Source organism: Pseudanabaena sp. SR411, assembly GCF_002251945.1.
Taxonomy (GTDB): domain Bacteria; phylum Cyanobacteriota; class Cyanobacteriia; order Pseudanabaenales; family Pseudanabaenaceae; genus Pseudanabaena.
The window spans coordinates 1-6,452 of the sequence record NZ_NDHW01000213.1 but is presented as its reverse complement, the minus strand read 5'-3'; the positions used below and the strand labels follow the sequence as shown (position 1 = coordinate 6,452).

Annotated in this window: 9 protein-coding genes; all 9 read left to right on the top strand. The window is 41.3% G+C overall.

Going from position 1 to position 6,452, the window contains the following annotated elements:
• The first annotated feature begins 264 nt into the window (after positions 1-264).
• The 9 genes from B9G53_RS22930 to B9G53_RS22890 all read left to right on the top strand — a co-directional run bounded on the left by B9G53_RS22930 (position 265) and on the right by B9G53_RS22890 (position 6,362).
• Entirely contained in the window at positions 265-462 is a 198-nt protein-coding gene (locus B9G53_RS22930; RefSeq protein WP_141211866.1) for a hypothetical protein, read from the top strand.
• The gene (locus B9G53_RS22925) at positions 459-710 is read left to right on the top strand and encodes a hypothetical protein (protein WP_094535766.1); all 252 of its coding nucleotides are present in this window, start codon (positions 459-461) and stop codon (positions 708-710) included. The genes B9G53_RS22930 and B9G53_RS22925 overlap by 4 nt, the downstream gene beginning before the upstream one ends.
• Before the next feature lies 1 nt (position 711).
• On the top strand, positions 712-1,464 hold the full coding sequence (locus B9G53_RS22920; protein ID WP_094535765.1) for a hypothetical protein: 753 nt from the start codon (positions 712-714) through the stop codon (positions 1,462-1,464).
• Positions 1,465-1,474: 10 nt separating this feature from the next.
• Positions 1,475-2,182, top strand: a complete 708-nt coding sequence (locus tag B9G53_RS22915) for a hypothetical protein (protein WP_094535764.1) — start codon at positions 1,475-1,477, stop codon at positions 2,180-2,182.
• On the top strand, positions 2,134-2,880 hold the full coding sequence (locus B9G53_RS22910; RefSeq protein WP_141211865.1) for a Mov34/MPN/PAD-1 family protein: 747 nt from the start codon (positions 2,134-2,136) through the stop codon (positions 2,878-2,880). Before B9G53_RS22915 ends, B9G53_RS22910 begins: the two co-directional genes overlap by 49 nt.
• Complete coding sequence (locus tag B9G53_RS22905) at positions 2,880-3,680, top strand: ThiF family adenylyltransferase (RefSeq protein WP_094535762.1); 801 nt, start codon at positions 2,880-2,882, stop codon at positions 3,678-3,680. The genes B9G53_RS22910 and B9G53_RS22905 overlap by 1 nt, the downstream gene beginning before the upstream one ends.
• 147 nt (positions 3,681-3,827) lie before the next feature.
• The gene (locus B9G53_RS22900) at positions 3,828-4,079 is read left to right on the top strand and encodes a hypothetical protein (protein ID WP_094535761.1); all 252 of its coding nucleotides are present in this window, start codon (positions 3,828-3,830) and stop codon (positions 4,077-4,079) included.
• 2 nt (positions 4,080-4,081) lie between these two features.
• Positions 4,082-4,489 (top strand): type II toxin-antitoxin system VapC family toxin, encoded by a 408-nt coding sequence (locus B9G53_RS22895; protein WP_094535760.1) that lies wholly within the window; start codon positions 4,082-4,084, stop codon positions 4,487-4,489.
• Between the two features lie 118 nt (positions 4,490-4,607).
• The gene (locus tag B9G53_RS22890) at positions 4,608-6,362 is read left to right on the top strand and encodes a hypothetical protein (protein WP_141211864.1); all 1,755 of its coding nucleotides are present in this window, start codon (positions 4,608-4,610) and stop codon (positions 6,360-6,362) included.
• The last annotated feature ends 90 nt before the right edge of the window (positions 6,363-6,452 follow it).

Below are 6,452 nucleotides of genomic sequence, written 5' to 3'. Positions count from 1 at the left end.
GTTTGTCAATAATCATGGCTGTAGATATGTCTTTCTTTTTTATCTACTTTAGGCAGTTTGTATCTCTTTTACTCTGCCTTTCTTACCTTTTTTAGTCTAAACTCCAGTACCCTTAGCAGAGATCATTCAATCCTATGCCGCTAGTGAATTGGCAAGCCAAGAGCCGATCTCAACCGTTGAAGAAGAAAACTTAGAACCGATCGCCAAGAGATCTTTAGTATCCTCAAAACCAGAACAGATGACCTTACTATGAGCGAAACAGCAATGAACTATAACATCAAGATTGAAGGACAGACAATTCCCGTACCACCTGAAATCGGGAGTAGTGATGAACAAATTAGGGCAACTCTCAGCCTCTATTTTGAAGGAATCAAGAACTCGAAAATCGAAAGAACCGTGCAAGCCAACGGCGATGTCCTCGTGGATGTCTGCAAACTCGCAGGCACAAAAGGCACAGTATGAGCGAGACAGCGATCGCCAGTTTGATGAAAGTACCCGAAGAAATCAACCCCTTGCTAGAAATACTTTGGGAGATTGAACAGTACCAACAGCAAGGATCTCAATTAATTGAGCTAAGCGCAATCGGGATAGAAGACTTTAGCGAAGTAACCACCCAATCGCAAACACAAAGTCTGTCTATCCAGAGGACATTAGACAACCTGAAAAGAGCTAGCCCAATCGCCGCACCGATGACAATCCGAGGATTCTGAGATGGACAAAACCAAATTCGAGTGGCTAGCAGCACGCACCGCCGATAAAGCCGTGGAGTACCTCGAAGCAATCCAGCAAAGGGCGACAATGCTGCAACTGTATCAGTATTACTACCCTGATGAATATCAGCAATCCAAGGCTAGTGTTAAAGTTACTAGCCTTGAAACCTATAGTGAGAGAGAGTTGGAATTTCTGACCTTAATGGATGAACAATTTTTCCCATTGCCATTATTGCTAGCAGAATCAGAACGTATCTCCTATATACCCGTAGAGCCACTTGGCACTTCATGGTATTACGATAACTTTGAAGAATTAGGTGCAACCGAGAAATTCTTGATGAGCCTAATTCATGGATTAGATGGTGATACATGGAATGACATTGAGGGAGAACTGGAACAGGACTTGCCCCCTGTCGCGAGTTATATCAATTACCCCAAATTAAGTCAGGAAGCCCAAAAGGTAAGAGGAATGATCGCCCTGTTACCTACAGCCATAGATATGCTAACCCAGTCCACAGGCAATCTATGGCTGGACATCTCCTATGAAAATGACATTGTAGATGCTCATTGGACAGTAGAAGTAATAGATACGCTGAGAGAAGCTTATACAGAAGCGCAAACAATTATGCAAAAGTATCGAGAATTTATCGAATGGTTAGATAAAGACTCGGCAAATTGTATCAAGGTGGTCAGGCTTTGGAACAGATGCAAAGAGACGAATCCAGAAATACACAACCACTATCTTGTGGCATGAGGAAGAATAAATGCTAACCCTAGATCTACTCCAAGATGCCCTAAAGCCCGATGGTTATCCATTAATCGAAGCAGAGGCAAAACTCCTGTTTTTGAAAGGAGGACATTACTGCTTTCAATATCGACAGGGAGAGCGAGAAACCTATAAGTTTCTATCCCCCGACACAGTAAGAGCCGCCTTTCAGCACGAACGCATCGACACAGGCTGGATACCCAACGGAGTAAAACGCATGGGAATCTGCCGTCAAGGACAATGGTATGTACAGTTTATACCACCCGCAAAATCGACATTCACTTTCACCAACATAGATAGCAGTGGAGAGCCAATCTCCCTAACCATTCCCATGATGGGAATAGTGTTTATGCTATGTGGTGACACTTGCTATATCTGGGCAACCAAGCGAAAAACCTTTGCCGCCGAAGCACCCATTTACCATGTGCCATTACCAAACATCTATGGAGATGGCAGGATCTGTATGGGAACTGAGAATAACTTAAGCAACTATACAGAAGGGATCGAGCGACTAGCGAAAGCATGGGAGATGTTCGTGACAGCACCGTTCAACAATCATCTCATGAACGGCAAATCCACTACCCATCCAGAAGACATCCGCGAAAAACTGATCCAATTGCAGAACAGCAACCGCTACCCCATCAACGATCTCGTCCAATGTGGCAGTTCTGTGCAGGTAGCAATCAATATGGTAATCAACCGATGAAATTACTAGAACATGTCCAAAAGCACGTAGCCACAATAAATCCCGCATCACCACCGACAACGATCGCCTACAACAATCCCCCATTAATTCAGCACATCATCGCCACCAGTCAAAGCCTACCCGAAATCGCCGCAACCTCAATGTATGAGTATGTGTATGGCAGCAACGGCACATTTGTCAGGGCAAAGAGACAAGGATTAGAAGCGATCGCCCCCGTATCCTATTACAAAGCCAAAGGACTAAGAGCAATATCCGCATCCGTGCAGATGACCTATCCCGCAGTTCCCCTATTTCTGGTAGAGCAAATGCTCGAAGCCTCACGCATTGCTTGTGATGCCAACAATAATCCCGTAGAGATCGTATTTCACCTCTATTTTGAAAATGGAAATTGGCAGCTCGCAATACCAGATCAAGAGCAAACAGCCACATCCTGCAAGCCCTTGGACAATAACACGAACAGCACCTACAGCAAAGCGATCGTAGAAATCCATTCCCATCATGGCATGAGAGCCTACTTCTCAGACACAGATAATCGCGACGAAACAGGCTTTCGGATCTATGGAGTGCTGGGAGAAATCTTCTCCAACCCACAGATTAGAATGCGAGTAGGAATTTATGGTCATTTCTACGAAACCGCAACAACAGGGCTCTTGGAGTTACCAGCACAACTAACAGACTGCTTAGTGGAGGATTGGTAATGTCAAATCTATCATTACCATTTGCCGAAGCCGTCCCCATCCTGCTACCAGCCTATGAAGAACTAGACTTAATTCTCATCGGCTGTGGCGGAACAGGCGGATGGTTAGCCCTGAACTTGCCGCGCATTGCCTATTTACAAAAACAGATCGGGAAAAAGGTATCAGTTACATTTATCGATCCAGATCGAGTAGAAGCAACCAATATTCCTCGCCAAAACTTTATTCCAAGTGACCTTGGCTTACCAAAAGCATCCGTACTAGCGGCAAGATATGGATGGCAATGGGGAATTGAAATTAGTGCCATGGCAACATCATTTAGAGCAGACATGGCCGTATCACGATGGAAACATCTGACAATTTGTATTGGAGCCGTGGATAATCCAGAAGCCAGAGTTGAAATTGCCAAAGTTTTAGAGAATGGAAAAACAACATTCTGGTTGGACTGTGGTAATCACTATGATTCGGGACAAGTCCTGCTTGGCTCTAGAGACACTGCGGAAAGTATGAAAGGAGCCTTTCATATACCCACATTTTGTATAGCCCTGCCATCACCCGCCTTGCAACATCCAGACTTACTGGTGAAGCAAGAAGCAATCGAGAAAGTCCTATCCTGTGAAGAATCAGCGATCGCCAATGCTCAATCAATGTCAATCAATCACCATATCGCTGATGAAGCATTGGATATGCTACTACGCTTACTAAGCGGAACCCTGACCCGTTTTGCTACCTATGTAAACTGCAAACATGGAACCGCATGGTCTAGATTCAACAGCCCGATCACTTCACCGATGATGATCTGAGGATTCTGAGATGGATGTGATCGCTATTTTTTTGCATTTACTCGTATACAGGCGATCTCATAACTAATCACCCCAAATTTAATCGTTGTGCTAATTTACAATAATAGATGTCTCAAGATTTTGCTCGATACTAAGAGGATTCAAATCATGACGATTTTAGAAAGGGCTGTGAGTACGATGCAGCAGTTGCCAGTTGAGAAGCAGCAAGAAGCGTTGAATTTTATTGAGTTTCTGGCTTTTAAGATGGGTGATCGACAAGTTAAAGATGATTATTCGGTAATTCCTGCTAGACGATCGCTAGAAAATCTGTATGGTATTTGTGCAGACGATCCGATTGTTCTTGATGATTCTGGGATTTCAGAGAGTCTTGATGATGAACTCGTGGGAGCTTTTGACTAGAAATGCGTTATCTATTGGACACAAATGTTTGTGTGGTGTATTTGAATGGTCGCTCGAATACAGTGCGCGATCGCTTAATTTCGACTCCCATTGAAGATATGGCTGTATGCTCTGTGGTCAAGGCTGAGCTATTTTATGGTGCGATGCGAAGCAATAATCCAACTAAAACATTGGAACGTCAACAAGACTTTTTGGAGAGATTTGTCTCATTATCTTTTGGAGATGAGTCGGCGCTTTTATTTGGTCAAATTCGGGCAAGTCTGGCTAGTGCAGGTACTCCGATTGGTGCTTATGATTTACAGATTGCGGCGATCGCTTTGGCAAATAATCTAATTTTGGTGACACATAATACAAGGGAGTTTAAGCGTGTGGATGGATTGCAACTTGAGGACTGGGAGATAGTGGTTTGAGTAAAGAAGAAATTTTTGTAGTTCAATCGCAAAAACTTCGCAAGATGCAGATAACTTGTTGATGTATTACAAGATAAAATGACTAAAATGAAGTAGTTAAAATTTTTTAAGAGTATTTATGCGACCACATAAATCTATTAATTCTCAAAAGGAAAGAATCCATAGTAGGCTTAATGCTCTTGTGGGGAAAGGTGCAGCCGCTTTCTATCGAGATGCTTGTCGTCTTATGGAAATGGAGATACCTTTGGACGCTACAACCCATTTGGTAGGACATTTACTGCGCGAAATAGAAAGTTCTTTAAGAAGTGTTTTGAAACCAATTCTTGATCAGACTAATAGTAGTGGCAAGGATAAACACAAAAGCGAAATATTAGGAGTATTGAAAGCTTTAGAGATATCTGAAACATCACTCGCTGCTATAATTTGGCTCAACATAGCAGGGAGTGAGAGTAAATGGGGATTGCATAAACGCGCTCATCGTGAGGATTTAGCTCCACCACGAGCTGTTAGTGAGGAGTTTGAAGATTTTTGGAGGCAAATGCATATATTTCTGGATGAAGTTCTTGAAAAGTTTGAGACTCGTGCTGCTGAAATTCGGACAAAGCTTGACGAACTATTGGCTAAGTGTACATTTACTGAAAATGAGATCAAAAAAGATCTTGATTTTCTTAGGCTAAATATACCTAATAGTTCTTTTGCTCTTGGTTACTTTTTTGAGAATCTAAAACATCCAGAATGGCTTCAACCACTTCATAACAAAGGTTTTTTTAATAATCCACCAGATGTAGAAATTGATGCAGAAGGTAAAACCTTTCGATTTTATGTCTGGGAACAGTCTCGTTACCTGCGTCGAGTTGCATCTGATAAACCTGAAGAAGTCTTAGAGATTGGGATACAGCTTTTTGATAGAGATTGCAAAAATATTCTAATCTATCAAGATTTGGCAGAAGCTGCTCTTAGAATGCCTTCTGAATTAGCTGCACGTTGGGTTGAGCGAGCTACTCAATGGCTTAAGGTGTCACAATCTCCTTTTGCTGTACACACACGTTTACCTGAAATATTTGGCAAACTAATAAACTATCTATCTATTACAAATCAGGTAGATGTAGCTATTAATCTAGCTCGTGAACTTCTTGCAGTTTTACCTTCATCTTCTGAGCCAGATAGCATTTTAAGTAGGGAACCTATTATTCGCTTTGAAGAATACCATTACAGCAAAATTATTAACGAAAACGTTTTAATAATACTTAATAGCCAGTCTAACGCAGTTTTAATGACATTTTATAATTTACTCGGTAAATATCTATATCATTCTCTAGAAATCAATCAAGATTTAATTAATCTTCTAGCAGTATCCATTTGGGTAGTTTCAAAGCAGACTGATGCAGTTCTAACGATGTTATGCGGGTTACTAGACAAATGTCTACGTCCTCCTCTTGGAATCAACCAAGATTTAATCATAGAAGATTATTCTTATGTTTGGTATCCTAATTTAGATATTGCTTCAGGAGATCAGTACGATATTAAGAAACTTCTTACAACAACTATTTGGAAGATCACAAAACAGTTGTTAGAGATAGATTCTAGTAAAGCCAAGAGTTTATGTAAAAAGTTTCAAAGTTATCGATGGCGAGTTTTTGATCGCATCGCCATTCATGTAATGCATCATTTTCCTAAACAAACACAAGATCTAATTGTTGAATGTCTGTTAGATCGAAAGCGATTAAATTATCACCCAAAAGAGCTAGTTTATTCACAAGAATACTCTAAGCTACTTCAGATAAGCTTCTCTAGGCTAGACGAACTTCAGCAGAACCAAATTTTATTGTGGTTATTAGATGAACCACTAAATATTACTCCCTTCCCGCTGTAAGGCATGGTAAAATATGAAATAAAAAGACAGTAAAAAAATGAACCAAAACGAAGCGCTTCTGAACAAGCCGTTAGATCTCAAAGATTGGCA